13 protein-coding genes are annotated in these 17,922 nt (G+C 59.7%); 5 read left to right on the top strand and 8 right to left on the bottom strand.

Features of this window, described 5'->3' with window-relative positions; genetic code table 11:
• Positions 1-6: 6 nt before the first annotated feature.
• From treS to JQR87_RS10270, 3 genes are all read left to right on the top strand, one after another.
• Positions 7-3,330 carry a maltose alpha-D-glucosyltransferase gene (gene treS, locus JQR87_RS10280; RefSeq protein WP_407297482.1) on the top strand — a complete coding sequence of 1,108 codons (3,324 nt, stop codon included), beginning with the start codon at positions 7-9 and terminating at the stop codon, positions 3,328-3,330.
• On the top strand, positions 3,327-5,543 hold the full coding sequence (gene glgB / locus JQR87_RS10275) for a 1,4-alpha-glucan branching protein GlgB (protein WP_407297483.1): 2,217 nt from the start codon (positions 3,327-3,329) through the stop codon (positions 5,541-5,543). The genes treS and glgB overlap by 4 nt, the downstream gene beginning before the upstream one ends.
• Before the next feature lie 276 nt (positions 5,544-5,819).
• Entirely contained in the window at positions 5,820-6,812 is a 993-nt protein-coding gene (locus JQR87_RS10270) for a cation diffusion facilitator family transporter (protein ID WP_407297485.1), read from the top strand.
• 125 nt (positions 6,813-6,937) lie between these two features.
• On the opposite strand, the gene JQR87_RS10265 is transcribed toward JQR87_RS10270, so the two are convergent.
• From JQR87_RS10265 to JQR87_RS10240, 6 genes are all read right to left on the bottom strand, one after another.
• Positions 6,938-7,969 carry a lysylphosphatidylglycerol synthase domain-containing protein gene (locus JQR87_RS10265; RefSeq protein ID WP_407297487.1) on the bottom strand — a complete coding sequence of 344 codons (1,032 nt, stop codon included), beginning with the start codon at positions 7,967-7,969 and terminating at the stop codon, positions 6,938-6,940.
• Positions 7,966-9,201, bottom strand: coding sequence for a cardiolipin synthase ClsB (gene clsB / locus JQR87_RS10260; RefSeq protein ID WP_407297489.1), 1,236 nt, complete (start codon positions 9,199-9,201; stop codon positions 7,966-7,968). The genes JQR87_RS10265 and clsB overlap by 4 nt, the downstream gene beginning before the upstream one ends.
• The gene (locus tag JQR87_RS10255; RefSeq protein WP_407297491.1) at positions 9,198-10,001 is read right to left on the bottom strand and encodes an endonuclease/exonuclease/phosphatase family protein; all 804 of its coding nucleotides are present in this window, start codon (positions 9,999-10,001) and stop codon (positions 9,198-9,200) included. Before JQR87_RS10255 ends, clsB begins: the two co-directional genes overlap by 4 nt.
• The gene (locus JQR87_RS10250; RefSeq protein WP_407297493.1) at positions 9,998-10,915 is read right to left on the bottom strand and encodes a DUF72 domain-containing protein; all 918 of its coding nucleotides are present in this window, start codon (positions 10,913-10,915) and stop codon (positions 9,998-10,000) included. Before JQR87_RS10250 ends, JQR87_RS10255 begins: the two co-directional genes overlap by 4 nt.
• Positions 10,916-10,931: 16 nt before the next feature.
• On the bottom strand, positions 10,932-12,197 hold the full coding sequence (locus JQR87_RS10245) for a zinc-dependent alcohol dehydrogenase (RefSeq protein WP_407297495.1): 1,266 nt from the start codon (positions 12,195-12,197) through the stop codon (positions 10,932-10,934).
• Positions 12,198-12,467: 270 nt separating this feature from the next.
• Positions 12,468-13,388: a LysR family transcriptional regulator gene (locus JQR87_RS10240; protein WP_407297497.1), complete on the bottom strand. Its 921-nt coding sequence runs from the start codon at positions 13,386-13,388 to the stop codon at positions 12,468-12,470.
• 99 nt (positions 13,389-13,487) lie between these two features.
• Here JQR87_RS10240 and JQR87_RS10235 point away from each other — a divergent pair, with 99 nt between their 5' ends.
• Together JQR87_RS10235 and JQR87_RS10230 are read left to right on the top strand one after the other, a co-directional pair.
• Positions 13,488-14,318: a DODA-type extradiol aromatic ring-opening family dioxygenase gene (locus JQR87_RS10235; protein WP_407297498.1), complete on the top strand. Its 831-nt coding sequence runs from the start codon at positions 13,488-13,490 to the stop codon at positions 14,316-14,318.
• A 21-nt stretch (positions 14,319-14,339) separates the two neighbouring features.
• Positions 14,340-14,624, top strand: coding sequence for a DUF2218 domain-containing protein (locus tag JQR87_RS10230; protein WP_407297500.1), 285 nt, complete (start codon positions 14,340-14,342; stop codon positions 14,622-14,624).
• A gap of 14 nt (positions 14,625-14,638) precedes the next feature.
• Here the strand turns inward: JQR87_RS10230 and JQR87_RS10225 are convergent, their stop codons facing one another.
• Together JQR87_RS10225 and glgX are read right to left on the bottom strand one after the other, a co-directional pair.
• The gene (locus JQR87_RS10225; protein ID WP_407297502.1) at positions 14,639-15,493 is read right to left on the bottom strand and encodes a M23 family metallopeptidase; all 855 of its coding nucleotides are present in this window, start codon (positions 15,491-15,493) and stop codon (positions 14,639-14,641) included.
• A 233-nt stretch (positions 15,494-15,726) separates the two neighbouring features.
• Complete coding sequence (gene glgX / locus JQR87_RS10220; RefSeq protein WP_407297504.1) at positions 15,727-17,877, bottom strand: glycogen debranching protein GlgX; 2,151 nt, start codon at positions 17,875-17,877, stop codon at positions 15,727-15,729.
• Positions 17,878-17,922: the final 45 nt, after the last annotated feature.

Below are 17,922 nucleotides of genomic sequence, written 5' to 3'. Positions count from 1 at the left end.
GAGACCATGGCCAGAGCGCGTAAACCTGCTGCCTTTATCAAGGATCCTCTTTGGTACAAGGATGCGGTGGTCTATCAGGTCCACCTGAAGTCTTTCTTCGATTCGAATAACGACGGCGTCGGCGACTTCCAGGGCTTGATCGACAAGCTCGATTACATAGCCGACCTCGGCGTGAACACTATTTGGCTGCTGCCGTTCTACCCATCGCCGCGTCGCGACGACGGTTATGACATTGCCGAATATCGGGGCGTGCACCCGGACTACGGCACCATGGCCGACGCCAAGCGTTTCATTGCTGAAGCTCACAAGCGTGGCCTGCGAGTGATCACGGAGTTGGTCATCAACCACACCTCCGACCAGCACCCGTGGTTCCAGCGCGCCCGCAAGGCGAAAAAGGGCTCCGCGGCGCGCGACTTCTACGTCTGGTCCGACACCGACGAGAAGTACGACGGTACGCGCATCATCTTTCTCGACACCGAGGCGTCGAACTGGACCTGGGACCCGGTTGCTCAGCAATACTTCTGGCATCGGTTCTATTCACACCAGCCGGACCTCAATTTCGATAATCCCCTAGTGATGAAGGCAGTCCTGAGCGTGATGCGCTACTGGCTGGATCTGGGGATCGACGGCCTGCGTCTGGATGCCATTCCCTATCTAGTAGAGCGCGATGGCACCAACAACGAGAACCTGCCTGAAACCCACGACGTGCTGAAAAAGATTCGCGCGGAAATCGACGCCAACTACCCCGACCGCATGCTCCTGGCCGAGGCTAACCAATGGCCGGAAGACACGCAGCTCTACTTCGGCGGGGAGGATGGCGGGCTCGGCGATGAATGCCATATGGCCTTTCACTTCCCACTGATGCCGCGCATGTATATGGCGCTGGCTCAGGAAGACCGGTTCCCGATTACCGATATTCTCAGGCAGACACCGGATATTCCGGAGAATTGCCAATGGGCAATCTTCCTGCGCAACCACGACGAGTTGACGCTGGAAATGGTGACCGACAAGGAGCGCGACTACCTCTGGAACTACTACGCCAGTGATAAACGCGCCCGTATCAACCTTGGCATTCGTCGTCGCCTGGCGCCGCTGCTCGAGCGGGACCGGCGGCGCATCGAACTGCTCAACAGTCTGCTGCTGTCGATGCCCGGCACGCCAGTAATCTATTACGGCGACGAGATCGGCATGGGCGACAACATCTTCCTCGGTGACCGCGACGGTGTGCGCACGCCAATGCAATGGTCGGTGGACCGCAACGGTGGCTTCTCACGTGCCGACCCGCCAAGTCTGGTGCTGCCGCCAATCATGGATCCGTTGTACGGCTATCAAGCGATCAATGTGGAGGCTCAGCAGCGCGACCCGCATTCGCTGCTCAACTGGACGCGGCGACTGCTTTCGATCCGCAAGCAGTTCAAGGCATTCGGCCGCGGCACTCTGAAGATGCTGGCGCCGAGCAACCGCCGCATTCTTGCGTACATACGCGAGTTCACAACGGCAACGGGCGAGACGGAGGTGATCTTCTGCGTCGCCAACGTGTCGCGCTCGGCACAGGCTGCAGAACTGGAACTGTCGCATTACGCCGGAATGGTGCCGGTGGAAATGGTAGGCGGCAGTGCCTTCCCGCCGATCGGCCAACTGCCGTATCTGCTGACATTGCCTCCCTACGGCTTTTACTGGTTCCAGCTGGCAACCAGTCACCAGATGCCCAGCTGGCACCAAGAACCGGTGGAAACCATGCCTGACTTTCAAACGCTGGTGCTCAAACGCCTGGATACGCTTACCACAGCCAACAAGCGGATACTTGAAACGGAATCGCTGCCAGCCTATCTGCCGAAGCGGCGCTGGTTCGCCAGCAAGGATGCCACGATCAACTCGATCAAGATCTGCTACAGCGTGCCGTTCGGCGACCCACAACGCCCGGTCCTGCTGAGCGAAATCGCGGTTGAAGCGGGCGGGCGCACCGACCGTTATCAATTGCCGCTAGGCTTCCTGGACGAAGGTGACTTCGACATCGCACTGCCACAGCAACTGGCCATGGCGCGGGTTCGTCGCGGACCGCAGGTAGGCCTGCTGACCGATGCCTTCGCGCTCAAGCAGTTCGTACTGGGCGTCATCCAGGGGCTGCGCGAGGCGCTGGTGTTGCCGTGCGGCGACGGGGAAATACGCTTCCAGCCAATGGCTCAGCTGGCGGATGTCGAAGTAGCTGCCGACGCTGAGGTGCGTTATCTCACTGCGGAGCAGTCCAACAGCTCAGCCATCATCGACAGCAGCATGATGATCAAGGTGCTGCGCCGCGTCTCGGCGGGCATGCACCCCGAACTGGAAATGGGTAGCTTTCTGACCGAGCAAGGCTTCACTCATATCTCGGCGATGCTGGGACAGGTGAGTCGTTTCGACAAGAACGGCGAGCAGTACGCGCTGATGGTCGTGCAGCGCTTCCTGGACAACCAGGGCGATGCCTGGGAATGGACACTCAATACGCTGGACCGAGCGGTACGCGACCAGATTGCCGGGGGCGTCTCGCTGCATGAAAACCAGTTCAGTGCGCTGGAGGAGCTGGAAGCCTTCAACCGGATTCTAGGCCAGCGCCTTGGCGAAATGCACATGACCCTGGCGGTTCAGACCGACAACCAGGCGTTTGCTGCCGAGCCGACCAAGCCCAAGGATGCGAAGGAGTGGACCCAGCTGATTTCCGGACAAGTCGAACACGCGCTGGATCTGTTGCAGGCTCGCCGTGGCGATCTGGATCGCAAGGCTACCGCCCAGGTCGAGCAGCTGCTTGGCCAACGCACGCAGCTAATCGCCGAGGTGAAGCGGCTGGCCGATCGCACGCTCGGCGGGCTGCGTACACGCGTACACGGTGACCTGCACCTTGGGCAGATACTGGTTGCGCAAGGCGATGCCTACTTCATCGACTTCGAAGGCGAACCGGCGCGCTCCCTGGAAGAGCGGCGCAGCAAGCTGAGCCCGTTCAAGGACGTTGCCGGTGTGCTGCGCTCCTTCGAATACGCCACAGCGATGACGCTGCGTAATGCCCAGGCCAGCGATAGCTCAGAAGCGGCCGATCAGGCACGACGCAATATTTCCGACACCTATCAGCAAAGCGCGCGTGCGGTGTTCCTCGACGCCTATCGTGAAGCGACCGCCGAGTTGCCTCACGCCTGGAAGGACTCCGCTGGGGCCGAAGCGGCCCTGGCGCTGTTCAGCCTGGAGAAGACTGCGTATGAAGTGGCCTATGAGGCAGAGAACCGCCCGGCCTGGTTGTCCGTCCCGCTTCAGGGGCTGGCTGCACTGGCACAACAGATTTCCGATGGAGGTTCCCAATGAATGATCGTCCGGTCGTGACAATGCCCGGTGAAAACCTGCTGCCAACCGATGCTGACGTCGATGCGCTGGTGCGCGCCGAACACGGCAACCCATTTTCCATACTCGGCCCCCATCCGGACGGTGACGGGCTGGTCATAAGGGCCTACTTGCCCAACGCCTTAGGGGTCGAGGTGCTTGAGCGCACTGGCGGGCGTGTATTGGCGGCGATGGAGCAGGGCCAGGTGCCGGGCTTCTTCTTTACCCGACTGACCAATCAACAGCCCTACCTGCTGAAGATTCGCTGGGCGGGCGGCGAGCAGATCACCGAAGACCCCTTCAGCTTTGGCCCTCAGCTCGGCGAAATGGACATGTACCTGTTTTCCGAGGGTAATCACCGGCAGATCGGTCGAGTCTTCGGTGCGCAGCCGATGGAAGTCGATGGTGTGCAAGGTGTGCGTTTCTCGGTATGGGCGCCTAACGCCCGTCGCGTGTCGGTGGTCGGCAGCTTCAACGGCTGGGACGGGCGTCGCCATCCGATGCGCCTGCGCTTTCCGTCTGGCGTGTGGGAGCTTTTCATTCCCCGTCTGCAACCGGGTGAGGCGTACAAGTACGAGATCCTCGGTCCGAACGGCATCCTGCCGTTGAAGGCTGATCCCATTGCACTTGCCACAGAGCTGCCACCCGGCACCGCCTCGGTGATTTCGCACCCGCTCGAATATGAATGGAAGGACGAGGCATGGCTGCAGCAGCGGGCGGCGCAGCAGTCGATCAAAGCGCCGATGACCATTTACGAGTTGCACGCCGGTTCCTGGCGTCGCGACGGCGGGGATGACGGCCGCCTGTACAACTGGCACGAGCTGGCTGAGCGGTTGATTCCCTATGTGGTCGATCTGGGCTTCACTCATATCGAGTTGATGCCGATCATGGAGCACCCGTTTGGCGGTTCGTGGGGCTACCAACTGCTGTCTCAGTTCGCCCCCAGCGCTCGCTACGGCACTGCCCATGACTTTGCCGCGTTCGTCGATGCCTGCCATAACGCCGGTATCGGTGTGATCCTCGACTGGGTGCCAGCGCATTTCCCTACAGATGCTCACGGCTTGGGCGAGTTCGACGGTACGGCGCTTTATGAGTACGCGCACCCGTTCGAGGGCTTCCATCAGGATTGGGATACCTATATCTACAACCTGGGACGGACCGAGGTGCATGGCTTCATGCTCGCATCCGCTTTGCACTGGCTGCGTGAGTTCCACGTCGACGCATTGCGTGTGGATGCGGTGGCCTCGATGCTGTACCGCGATTATTCACGCAAGGAAGGCGAGTGGATTCCCAACCGTCACGGCGGTCGGGAAAACCTCGAAGCGATTGATTTCCTACGTCATCTGAACGATGTCGTGGCCACCGAAACGCCCGGTGCGCTGGTCATTGCGGAAGAATCCACGGCATTTCCCGGCGTGAGCAAGCCCACATCCGAGAACGGGCTGGGCTTCGCCTACAAGTGGAACATGGGCTGGATGCACGACACGCTTCAATACATCCAGGAGGATCCAATCAACCGGCAGTACCACCATGACAAGTTCACCTTCGGCATGGTCTATGCGTATTCGGAAAACTTCGTGTTGCCGATTTCGCACGATGAAGTGGTGCACGGCAAAGGCTCGTTGATCGACAAGATGCCTGGGGACCGTTGGCAGAAGTTTGCCAATCTCCGTGCGTACCTCTCCTTCATGTGGACGCACCCCGGCAAGAAGCTGCTATTCATGGGCTCTGAGTTCGGTCAGTGGCGAGAGTGGAACCATGATCGCGAGCTTGATTGGCATCTGCTGGAAGAGGCCGATCACCGTGGCGTCCAAAACCTCGTGCGCGACCTCAACAGGCTATACAGCCATGAGCCTGCCTTGTATGAGCTGGATTCCGATCCGGCAGGCTTCCAATGGCTGATTGGCGACGACCGCGCCAACAGCGTTTTTGCCTGGCTCCGCAAGGGCTCCAATGGCGATCCGCTGCTGATCGTCGGTAATTACACGCCGGTCGTTCGCGAGAGCTATCGCATTGGTGTGCCCGTCGACTGCCGCTGGGAGGAAATCTTCAACAGCGACGCTGAGTGTTATGGTGGCTCCAACGTTGGCAACGGTGGTGGCATTCTCGCCGAGCAGACGGCCGCTCATGGACAGGACGTATCGCTGTCCCTGACGCTGCCGCCGTTGGGTGTGATCATTCTGAGACCACAGAGGTAACCGCGTTCGGCTATAACGTGGTCGTCACGCCTGTGACGACCACGTTGATTACGTAGAGGCCTTGCCGACCCATCAGCCTGATGGCTTACCATTCTGTCGATCTGCGGTTAGTCAGATCTAACACACCGCTGGCCTGACATCCCTAAGCAAAGTCTACTCAGACCCTCTTTGAGAGGCGATCGACAGGCATCGCGCTGGCACAACGATGTGATCTGAACTGTTTAACCAGCGCAAACCCGAACCCTTCTGGCGAAAGCGATGACAGAGGAGGCCCCGATGCCGGAACTCGACCACCATCATCGAGCTCACAGCCACAGCCACAGCCACAGCCACAGCCACAGCCACAGCCATGGTCATGGGGGCGGAAAAACGCTGGTGTTTGCACTGGCATTCACGACGGCGTTCGCTGCGGTGGAAGTGATGGGTGGACTGATAGCCGGTTCGCTTGCACTGCTGTCTGATGCAGGGCACATGTTTACCGACTCTCTTTCGTTGGGGATCGGTGCCTTTGCCGCCTGGCTGTCGAAAAAGCCATCGTCGCGTCAGCATTCCTTCGGGCTGAAGCGCGCCGAAATGCTGGGCGCACTGTTCAACGTACTGTTCATGTTCGGCGTCATCGTGTTCATCGCCTATGAGGCCTTCCTGCGCATGGCCAATACGCCGGAGGTGGCGGGCGGCACAGTGCTGGGGATCGCCGCGCTCGGCTTGCTTGTCAACCTGATCGTTGCCTGGGTGCTCATGCGCGGCGAGCAGACGATGAACGTGCGCGGCGCATTTCTGCATGTCATCGGCGATCTGCTGGGGTCCGTCGCGGCGCTCGCCGCCGGTACGATCATCTATCTGGGCGGGCCTTCGATCGTCGATCCGCTCTTGTCATTGCTGGTCTGTCTGTTGATCTTGATCAGTGCCGTTCGACTGCTGCGTGAAGTGACACACGTGTTGATGGAAGGCGTCCCCAAAGGAATCCGCGCAGAGGATGTTGGCAGCGCCCTGGTCGAAATCGACGGGGTGCGCGCGGTTCACGACATGCATATCTGGAGCTTGTCATCGAGCAGCCAGGCCATTGCGGCGCATGTTGATGTGGAGGCGATAGCGCGATGGGGAGAGATTCTGCCGCAGCTCCAGGCGATACTGCGTGAACGGTTTGACATCGAACACAGCACGCTGCAACCCGAAGATGCCGCTATACGCCAGGCCTGTGACGCCGATCCGAACTGCGGAGCGGGGGATTCGATCAGTCCTCAGAGCCTAGGCGAGGCGTCCGGATAAATCGCGGCGAACGCCAAGAGCAGCTCAAAGGCTGTCCTGGCTTTCACACCTCGGCGCGTAACCGCAGGGGTGTCGTGTCGGTTGGCGTGTACGCTCAGGCGGGCAGAGCCAGCGCCGGTGTGCAGTCAGGATGCAGTCCGGGGCTGATCTTCGCGGGTCTCTTTGTTGCTGGAAGCATCGTTGCGGAGAGCTTGGTTGCTCGACCGCAGCTTACGGGCCCGCAGTTCAAGCACCACGTAGATGACCGTGGCGAACAGAAGCGGAATGAGGAAGTACACGACCCGGTAGCCGATGAGCCCCGCAACGATGCTGGCCGAGCTGAGCTCGCCGCTTAGCATCGTTACGAACACGGTCTCGATGACGCCCAGCCCCGCCGGAATATGCGCGATGACACCCGCTACGCTGCTGATCATCAGAATGCCTAGCACCTCGGGATAGGGCGCCCGCTGTGACAGCATGAAGTAGACCACCAGCGCCATCAGGGCCCAGTTAGAGGCGCCCAGCAACATCTGCAGTAAGGCCAGGCGCAGTGTGGGCAGATTGATTTCATGCGTGCGGATCGTCCAGTGGCGGCGCTTGGAAAAGCCACAGGCCCACAGATATACGGCCGAGCCCAGCAGCAGTGCGCCTCCCAGTACGCGCAATGCGGCGTGCCCGATCTCCCAGTCAGCCGGAGGCGTAATCCAGCCCATGGCAAAGATCAGCCCGGCCAGCCACAGGTAACCCAGCCAGTTGGTCAGCACACTCATGGTGAACACACGAGTAATCTGCGATGTGCGAAGGCCAAATCGGGAGTACAGCCGGTAACGCAAGGCGATCCCGCCAACCCAGGCGCTCAGGTTGAGATTGAACGCATAGCAAACGAAAGTGACCGGCAGAATTTGCCGGACCGGCATGTCGTGCTGGGCGTAGCGCTTGCCCAGCACATCGAAGCAGCAGTACACCGCATAACTCGTTGCAGTCGCTGCCCCAGCCAGCCACAGCGTTTTCGCATTGTAGTTGCGTAGCGTCTGGTAAACCTCATTCCAGTCGATGTTGCGCGCCAAGCCGATCAACAGCCCGGCAACGAGCACGAAGAAGACGTAAGTCAGAATCTTCTTGATCAATGGCCAGCGGCGGCGCCAACCGCTCTGAGGCTTGTCGCGCGGCTCGGTCATTGATGGTCTCGCTGCATGGGCGCTGGGCTCGGGTCCAACGGTTCCGGATCGAGCAACTGCAGTTTCGGCTTGTGCGCAGGCAGCAGGCCCACCAATTGTGGGAAATGACGAAGAAAGTGGAAGATGATGAAGACCAGCGGAGCGCGCCACCAATAGCCCCGGACAATGCGTTCCAACGGAATGCGGCGGCAATCGTGTTGCAGCAGACGGTCCAGGTTCTCATGCAGCTGACGGTTGAACGAGTGATCACGAATGATCAGATTCGCCTCGAGGTTCAACGACAGGCTCAGGGGATCGAGATTGCTCGACCCCACGGTGGACCACTCGTAATCGGCCAGCGCCACCTTGCCATGAAGCGGCCGACGGCAATATTCGTGGATTTCGACGCCGTCGCTCATCAGGTAGTTATAAAGCATGCGTGCGCCAAACTTGGCGATCGGCATATCCGGCTCGCCCTGCAAGATCAACCGGACCCGCACGCCACGACGCGCCGCATTGCGGATCTCACGCAACACCCGATAGCCCGGAAAGAAGTAGGCATTAGCAATCAGCAGGCGGGAGCGGGCGTCGCGGATAGCCTGTAGGTAATGCTCTTCGATGTCGTTGCGGTGATAGTTATTGTCTCGCGTGACGAATAGGGCCCGGGCTTCCCCTCGGCTGACACCCACAAATCCGTTGCTATGAGCTCGTGGTCGCCGGTGCCACCAGCGCCGATTGGTCTGTGTCGCCGCGATGTTGGCCAGCGAGAAATGATGAATATCATGGACGACCGGGCCTTCGACCCGCAGCGCATAGTCCTGCTTGGCTGCAGGACCGAAATCGCCCAAATGGTCGGCAGAAAAGTTGATGCCGCCGATGAAGGCGATATCGCCGTCCACTACGACAATCTTCCGATGCATGCGGCGGAACACGTTCAGACGCTTGCCGAGCACCCGCTTGCCCGGGTCGAATACGTGCACGCGCACGCCGGCCCTTGCCATCGCCGCGGCAAAATCGCCGTCGAGATCAGCCGAGCCATAGCCATCTACAGTCACGTCCACACTGACGCCGCGCTCCGCTGCGGCAATCAGGGTTTGTTGCAGCTCCTGTCCGACCTTGTCTTTGAAAAAGATGAAGGTTTCGAGCAAAACTTCCTTTTCAGCGGCCGCGATGGCCTCGAACACGGCAGGGAAAAATTCCTCGCCGTTTTCCAATAACTGAAGACGATTCCCGTCTCTCCAGTGAAAATTCATAACTTTATCTCCACCGCTAAGGGCAGATGATCGGACAAGTGCGTCCAGGGTTTGTTACCAAGTATTTGCGCTTTATGGCTCGTGGCATTACGCACGTAGATCCGATCCAGACGCAAAATTGGCCAGCGTGCAGGGAAGGTTTTCGCAACCTTGCCCTGTGACACTGCGAACACCTCATGCATCCCCGCACAGCGGTCGAGGACCTGAGCACCCTTCAGGCGCCAGTCGTTGAAGTCACCGGCGACCACGACGGGAGCCTTTTCAGGAATCGAGTCGAGCAGGTCGCAGAGCAGTCGCAGCTGCTGTTGGCGATGGGATTCGCGCAAACCGAGATGCACACATATCGCGTGGAACTCGTCATGTCCCGGGACCTGCAGCACGCTATGCAACAAGCCGCGACGCTCGGGACCGGCTATGGAAATATCCAGGTTCTCGTAGCGGGTGATCGGAAATTTCGACAGCAATGCGTTGCCATGGTCGCCGTCCGGGTAGACGGCATTACGGCCATAGGCAAAGTCGGTCCAGATGCTGTCGGCGAGAAATTCATACTGGGACATTTTCGGCCAGTCGTGAAAGCGCATCGCGTGCTTTTCGTGAGTGCCCAGTACTTCCTGCAGAAACACGACATCAGCCGACACCGCGCGGACCGCTTCGCGCAGCTCCGGCAGGATGAACTTGCGGTTAAGCGCGGTAAAACCCTTATGCGTGTTGACCGTCAGGATTCGGACGGTGTCCACCGCCGAAGACATGTGAGCGTCAAGCTGACTGCTGTCTAGAGGATGGTTTTTGTCCAGATTCACGCCAATGCTCCTTCCAACTGGCCTGGAGTGGTTTCCAGGTCTTTATCCAGCCCGAGCCGGCGCAACAGCTGTCGCGCATCGTACGGCGCCCGGACCTTTACATCGTTATCGAAATAGCAATAAACAGCGCGTTGCTTGCGCGCCGGTGGCTTGGTGTCGCTGATCAGATGCGCGTCGTCAGGCTGTCCGCCTTCGCTCCAGAGGCTGATGCGCTGGGCCCAGCGTTCGAGTGCTTCATCGGTGTAGCCGCTGGTGTAGAGCTGGTCGGCGCCGTGAAGGCGGATGTAGACGAAATCTCCGGTGAGGTCCTCTCGATAGGGCCACTTACCGGCCGTGTCGGCCACAACCAGCGCAACTCTGTATTTGCGCAAAAGCGCCACGAAGGCTGGATCGACAAAGCTCTCATTCCGTATTTCGACCGCATGCCGAAGTGGACGTTTGCGGTCAATCTGCAGATAACTACGCCCCTCCATGCGTGGCTCACAGTCTTTCGCCATTTCCAGTGCGGCTTCGGTGTCATGTGGCAGCAAGGCGAGGAAGGTTTCGAAGCGCTCGGGATCGAATTTGAACGAAGGGGGGAACTGCCAAAGCATCGGGCCTAGCTTGTCCTTTAGCGCGAGGACGCCGGAGGCCAGGAAGTTGGCGATGGGCTTCTCTACGTCCCGAAGGCGCAGCACATGGGTGATGTAGCGCGGCGCCTTGACGCTGAAAACGAAGCCCTCGGGCGTCTCGTCATACCAGCCGGCGTATAACTCCGGCTTTTGCAGCGAATAGAACGAGCCGTTGATCTCGATACTGCTCACGGCTCGCGAGGCGAACTTCAGCTCGTTCTTCTGGACAAGCCCTTTCGGGTAGAAGTCGCCTCGCCAGGGTGCGTAGCGCCAGCCGGAAATGCCTATATGGATGGCTGCCATCGCGTACTCCTTTGACCTAACGCGGATTCTGCATGCTGGTCGGATCGCTGGCGGGGAAGGTGTCTGCGACGGCCTTGTCTACTTGTGTTTCCTCCGAGCCATGCACTTCGGAGCGCTCTTGCTGAGGTTTCAGCTCGACCTTGATCCAGCCACCCTCGCGGCGATCAAACGCCTCGAATGCTGCTATGACATCGGTCATTGGCTTGACCTGTGTAAGGATCTTGGTTGGATCGATGCGCCGCGCCTGGATCATTTCGATAAGGCGTGGGATGTATTTACGGTGGTGGCAGTTGCCCATGTTCATGGTGATGTTCTTGTTCATCGCCATGCCGATGGGGAATGTCGTGGCATCCGGCGGATAAACGCCGATGATCGACAAGGTTCCGGCCTTGGCCAGGCACTGGACGCCCCATTCGAGCGCCTGGGAAGGGGCATCACCCGGTTGCCACTTGGCGTTCTGATCGACCTTTGCGCCATCGGCAGGTTTGCCGCCGCAGCAACCGTGCTCCGCATCGACACCCACGGCATCGATCACACGGTCTACACCGATTCCGCCGGTCAGACGCTTGAGCGTTTCGATCGGATCTTCCCGATTGAAGTCGATGGTCTCGGCGCCTTGGCGCTGAGCCATCCGCAGACGGTCGTCATACTGGTCAATCGCAAAGATTCGCCCAGCGCCCAGCAGCTTCGCGCTGGCAATGGCAAATTGGCCGACCGGGCCGCAACCGAACACGGCTACCGTGTCGCCGGCTTCAATTTCGGCCATCTCGGCACCGAAATAGCCGGTCGGGAAAATGTCCGACAGCAGGATTGCTTGGTCGTCGGTGATTTCCGGCGGCAGCTTCACCAAGCCGATGTTGGCAAAGGGAATGCGCGCTTTTTCCGCTTGCAATCCGTTGAATGGGCCTGTCGCCGCCGGACCGCCAAAAAATGACGTACCGGCTTCCTTACCATTTGGATTGGCCACGTCGCACTGAGCGAAATAGCCCGAACGGCAGTACGAGCAGTTACCGCAGGCGATCGTCGAAGGAATGACCACGCGATCGCCGATCTGCAGGTTCCGCACGTCTTCGCCGAGTTCTTCAACGATACCGACCGCCTCGTGGCCAAGAATGGTGCCGGGCTTCATACCGCTGAAGGTGCCACGCACGAAGTGCAGGTCCGTCCCACAGATGGCAGAGGCGGTGATTCGCACGATGGCGTCAGTAGGGGCTTCGATCTTCGGGTCGGGTACGTCTTCGAGGCGTATATCGCCAACGTCGTGATAGACAACAGCTTTCATGGCGTCTCCATAAACGGTCCAACCGCGCCATCTGTGGCTTCGATTGGTCTGAATGGTGGGTGACATCCTGCGTGTCGGCCCCGGTCGTTCAACGGGGCGAAGAATCCTGGATGGCGCTCGGCCTCAGTCGGGCCGGCGGTTCGTAAGCCGCTGCCTCACACAGCCTGCTCCTTCAATCCGACTGATAGCGGCTTTGCCGGTTCATCTTTTTTTCAGTCAACGGCGTGAGAGGAGGGGAGCCTTGATACCTTTCGGCGGGTTTCCACGGGATCACCGGGGCGGCGAATCCCAGGGTAAATCATGGGCGAAGGCTTCGATCAGGTAATCGATCATGGCGCGCACCTTGGCAGGTGGCCGCCGGTTCGGGGGATAGACCACGTGAATCCCGCCAAGCCCCAATGGCGGATGATCGAGTTCGACAGTGACCAGCTCGCCGCGTGACAGCGCTGCAGCAACGATGAATTGCGGCTGATAGATCAGCCCCTGGCCACCGACCGCCGCAGCGACCAATGCGGCGCCATTATTGGCGATCAGATTGCCACCGACCGGCACGCGCACGTCGCCGTCCGCGCCGAACGCCCACTCACGGCTGCCGAGTAGTGTTGAAAGGCTGTAGCCCAGGCAGTTGTGCTGGCTGAGTTCGCTGACCTTTTGCGGCGTGCCGTGAATATCGAGGTACCTTGGTGACGCGCAGACCCGCATCGGGCAGTCAGCCAGACGTCTGGCCTGCAGGGGGCTGTCGCTGAGTCTGCCAATGCGAACAGCAAGGTCCCAGCGACCATCGACCAGGTCGACCTGGCTGTCGGTCAGCCCCAGTTCAACCTTTACCGCTGGGTGACGGAGGCTGAATTCAGGCATGAGCGGCGCTATGAACCGGGTGCCGAACGACAGCGGGACGTTCATGCGTAGCGAACCTGAAGCCTCTATTAGCTGGGAGGCGACACTGGCTTCGGCTTCGTCGATTTCCGGCAGGATGCGCAGGCACGCCTCAAGATAGCCATTGCCTGCATCGGTCAGCTGCAAGCGCCGGGTGCTGCGGTGGAAAAGCTTGACCCCCAGACGGGCTTCCAAGGCATCGACATGCTTGGTCGCCATCGCCGGCGACAGCCCCAGATGCCTGGCCGCAGCGGACAGGCTGCCGGCGCTGGCAGCCCGTGTGAAGACCCGCATTCCAGTCACTCGATCAAGCATTCACTTCTCACTCAGAGTAGGAACTGTAGGCGCGTTTTGCCTGGTTAATCAAAATCAGAGTGTAATCCATACTGTCGGCTCGGCCAGCTAGGAATTGTTATGAACACCAACCATGAACAAGTAAACAGCCATTCGCGGATGCCGACTCTGTTTGTGCCTCACGGCGCCGGGCCCTGTTTTTTCATGGACTGGAACCCACCGGATGCCTGGGGGCGGATGGCTGATTTCCTGAGAAACATTTCTCATCGGTTGCCGCAGCGCCCGAAGGCCATTGTTCTGGTATCAGGCCACTGGCTGGAGCACACAGTGAAAGTCACAGCTTCGCAACAGCCGGAGCTGATCTTCGACTATCACGGCTTTCCACAGCACACCTATGAACTGACTTACCCCGCGCTTGGCGATCCGGCTCTTGCCGCACGAATAGTGAGCTTGCTTGGCGCGTCCGGTATCGCGGCGGGTCAGGATGCGCAACGTGGATACGATCACGGCGCATTTATCCCGTTGAAGTTGATGTTTCCCGATGCGGACGTTCCGGTGGTGCAGCTCTCGTTACGCCGCGATCTCAATGCACAGGCGCATCTGGATGTTGGGCACGCCCTGGCACCCCTGCGCAATGAGGGTGTGCTGATCGTTGGCAGCGGGATGAGCTTTCACAACATGTCCGGTTATGGGGATGCGCGCTTTGCGCCGATTTCCGATGAGTTCGATCACTGGCTGGAGCAGACCGTAGCCGCTGCGCCTGCTCACCGCGACGTTGCGCTGCAGCGATGGGACGAAGCGCCTTCGGCGCGGCTTTGTCATCCCCCGCGAGGTGAAGAACATCTGTTGCCGCTACTGGTCGCAGCAGGGGCCGGCGCGAGCAGCGCGGGGCGCAAGATCTTTTCTGACCGTGTCATGCAGACCACCTTGTCTGCATTTCAGTTTGGCTAACCATCATCACGAGGAACAACCATGTCCGAATCTACCGTACAGATTGAGACCACCGACGCCAGCCGGCTGATTCGCCGGCTCTGCAAACATTGGAGCCACAAGTTCGAGGTCAGCTATGACGACCAGAAGGGCCAGATTGCCCTGGGCGATACCCTATGTACGCTCACAGCGGGCGAGGGCAGCCTGACAGCACAGCTGCAAACTGAAGACGAGGCACGGTTGGACCAAATGGAGACGGTAGTGGCCGATCACCTGCAACGCATGTCTGCAGATGAGACCTTTACCTTCGCGTGGAAGCGGCGCTGATCGCACCGACTTCGTCAATTGTTACTGGCGAAATTTGGCAGCGTGCTGACCGGCCGTGAAAAGCGGAAGGGGATTGACAGCATCGAGTCACCGAACGCTTTTTGAACGACGAAATGCAGGTGCGGGCCGGTGCTGCGGCCCGTGTTGCCAGATTGACCTAGCAGGCTTCCGACCTTGACCTGTTGTCCTGGCTCGACTTTCACCGAGCCACGCTTCAGGTGTAGGTAAGCGCTGTGCGTGCCGTCATCGTGGACGATTCGGACATAGTTACCCGCCGGGTTCGGCATGCGACCGTGCTGACCGTCACTGGCTTCCAACACCGTTCCGGCGCGAGCCGCAACGATTGGCGTGCCCACCGGCATGGCTATATCGACCGCATAGCGACCTTTTGGCGACGTATGGCTGTAATCGCCGCCGGCTCCCTGCGAAATCGAGAACGGACCGCCCCGCCAGGGCAGCGCGTAGGCGTAACCGCCGACAGACCCTTTCTTGCCCGGCTCGGGCGAGTAGATCAACGAATAACTGAACGAGTGCTGATACATCAGCGGGTAACCGGGCTGGCGCTTGCGTAACGTGGCGATGCGCATGCGGGTCCGTGCTGGCACCGTCTTGCGGACCACGCCTTTTCCGACGCCAGTGACGTTAACCATCCGCGTTAGGCGCAGCACGACTTCGACCGGAACGTCTGTGTCGTTGCGTACATCCATCGCTTTGCCCGATCCGATACGGTTCACATAGAGCTTTACAGTGCCGGGTTTGGCAGCGGGAAGCGTCGCGTTGCTGATGGTCCCGCCTGCAAGCGAGGGCAGGGCAACGATGGAACAGAACATCAGCAGAACGAAGGGAATAGTCAGCCGAGTGAGATGCATAAAGAAGTGATCCGTCACGGATGGGATACTCTGCCCGCGACTGGCAGGAACAAATCCGTAGGTTCATGAACGCCGCGCTGTGGGTTGGGACTTGAGTCGGTTGGCGGGGTTCAATACCGCACGTCGAGATCAAACGAATGATTGAGTGTCCGCACCATTGAGCCTCTGCCGAAAATACAAAGCCCCGGGATCGGGGCTTTGATGGTGACCTTCGTCAGGCACAACTGCCGCGGTTATTCTTCTTCCTTGATCAGCTCGAACAGCAACAGCGAGCGACCGGTGAGGGCGTATTCGTTGTTGAAGTCGAAACGCTCGGACCTGGCGTTGGGGTTGTTGGTATCGATCAGGCGATTCCAGTAGATGCCTTGAGGCACCTCGGGAAGTGCGAAATTGACCACGTCATGATGTGAGTTGACGATAAGCAACAGGGTGGCGTCCGAGCCGGCTTTGCGGATCCCCGTCGGCTGTGCACGCCCATCGAGCAGCATGCCCATGCACCGGTTGTTGCCGTCTTCCCAATGCTCGACGGTCATTTCCTCGCCATGCGGCGCCAGCCAGGTGACGTCCTTGACACCCAGCTCTTCGTTATAGGCGCCAACAAGGAAGCGTCCGCGACGCAGCATCGGGTAGCGCTGGCGCAACCGGATCAGCTTTCGCACGAATGCCTGCAGCGTGCGGCCGTCCTCGGAAATATCCCAATTCACCCAGCCGATTTCGCTGTCCTGGCAATACGCGTTGTTGTTGCCGTTCTGGGTGCGCGCGAACTCATCGCCGGCAACAATCATCGGCGTGCCCTGAGAAAAGAGCAGGGTGCCAAAGAAGTTACGCATCTGCCGGAAGCGCAATTCGTTGATCTCCGGATCGTCGGTCGGCCCTTCGACGCCATGGTTCCAGGAGATGTTATTACTGCTGCCGTCGCGGTTGTCTTCGTCGTTGGCCTCGTTGTGCTTGTCGTTGTACGACACGAGGTCGTTCATGGTGAAACCGTCGTGGGCAGTGATGAAGTTCACCGAGCTGAAGGGCCGACGGCCACGCTGGTTGAACAGATCCCCTGAGCCGGTCAGGCGCGCTGCGAAGTCCGGTAGTTGATCGCCGTCGCCCTTCCAGAAGGCGCGTACCGTGTCGCGATACTGGTCGTTCCATTCGGCCCAGCCGGGCGGGAAGCCGCCGACCTGATAACCGCCGGGGCCGCAGTCCCAGGGTTCTGCGATGAGTTTGGTCTTGGCCAGTACCGGGTCCTGGCGGCACGCGACAAGGAAGCCATGTCGTTCGTCGTAGCCGTCATGCTCGCGGCCGAGGATGGTGGCCAAGTCGAATCGGAAGCCATCGACGTGCATCTCTTCAGCCCAGTAGCGCAGCGAGTCGGTGACCATCTGCACGACGCAGGGGTGGCTCATGTCCAGCGTATTGCCGGTGCCAGAGTCGTTGATGTAGTAGCGCTTCTGGTCGGGCATCAGCCGGTAGTACGAGGCATTGTCGATGCCGCGCATCGAGAGCGTCGGGCCCAATTCGTTGCCTTCAGCGGTGTGGTTGTAGACCACGTCGAGGATCACCTCGAGATCCGCGTTGTGCAGATGGGCGACCATTTCCTTGAATTCGCTGATTTTGCCGCTCGCGAGGTACTTCGGGTGCGGCGCGAAGAACGCGATGCTGTTGTAGCCCCAGTAGTTGCTCATCCCTTTTTCGAGCAGGTGCTGATCCTGTACGAAGCCGTGGATTGGCAGAAACTCGATTGAGGACACACCGAGCTTGCGCACGTAGTCGATCACATCCGGCGTTTTGAAACCGGCAAAGGTGCCGCGCATGTCTTCCGGTACGGCCGGGTGCTGCATGGTGAAACCCCGAACGTGGGTTTCGTAGATGATCGTGCGATCCCAGGGCACCTGTACCGGGCGGTCAAGGCCCCAGGTGAAGGCTGGGTCGATGATTTTTGACTTCGGCACGAAAGGCGCACTGTCGCGCTCGTCAAAACTGAGATCAGCATCGGCGTGGCCGATGGTGTAGCCAAACAGCGCCTCGGACCATTTCAGTCCACCGACCAGCTGCTTGGCGTAGGGGTCAATCAGCAGTTTGTTCGGATTGAATCGGTGGCCCGCGTCCGGCTCGTAGGGGCCATGCACGCGGTAGCCATAGATCTGTCCAGGGTGTGCGTCCGGCAGGTAACCATGCCAGATCTCATCGGTGTACTCGGGTAGCTCGATGCGCTCAAGCTCGGTCTCGCCATCGGTGTCGAACAGGCACAGCTCAACCTTGGTGGCATTCGCAGAGAAAATGGCGAAGTTGACCCCCAGCCCATCCCAAGTGGCGCCAAGCGGGAAGGGAAGGCCCTCACGGATACGTGAAGGCGTCAGAATTTGAGGCGCCGCAGGCGTTTTTCTACTCATGAAATCTCCGATGGCAGCTCTGGTCAGGTGCTGTGCAGTACGGTG

The organism is Stutzerimonas stutzeri, from assembly GCF_051028275.1.
In the GTDB taxonomy this organism is placed as follows: Bacteria; Pseudomonadota; Gammaproteobacteria; order Pseudomonadales; family Pseudomonadaceae; genus Stutzerimonas; species Stutzerimonas stutzeri_AS.
This window is presented reverse-complemented; position numbering and strand designations above follow the sequence as displayed.